General features: G+C 60.6%; 1 protein-coding gene. It reads left to right on the top strand.

Translation table 11 applies throughout. The features are described 5' to 3' along the window. On the top strand, positions 1 to 216 hold a 216-nt coding region (locus AAE027_RS39600), incomplete at both ends, for a phosphomethylpyrimidine synthase ThiC (protein ID WP_479714285.1).

Raw genomic sequence — 216 nt, 5'->3', positions numbered from 1 at the left:
ACAAAGAGAACTTCACCTACACGCATTTCGACGAAATCTGCGAAATCATGAAGGCCTATGACGTCAGCTTCTCCCTCGGTGACGGCCTGCGCCCGGGCTCGATTGCCGACGCCAACGACGCCGCGCAATTCGGCGAGCTGGAAACCCTCGGCGAGCTGACCAAGACCGCCTGGAAGCACGACGTGCAAACCATGATCGAAGGCCCGGGCCACGTGC

It is taken from the genome of Bradyrhizobium sp. DN3 (genome assembly GCF_041357655.1).
Lineage (GTDB): Bacteria > Pseudomonadota > Alphaproteobacteria > Rhizobiales > Xanthobacteraceae > Bradyrhizobium.
The sequence above is the reverse complement of the archived record's forward strand: the minus strand, read 5'-3'. Positions and strand labels throughout refer to the sequence as shown.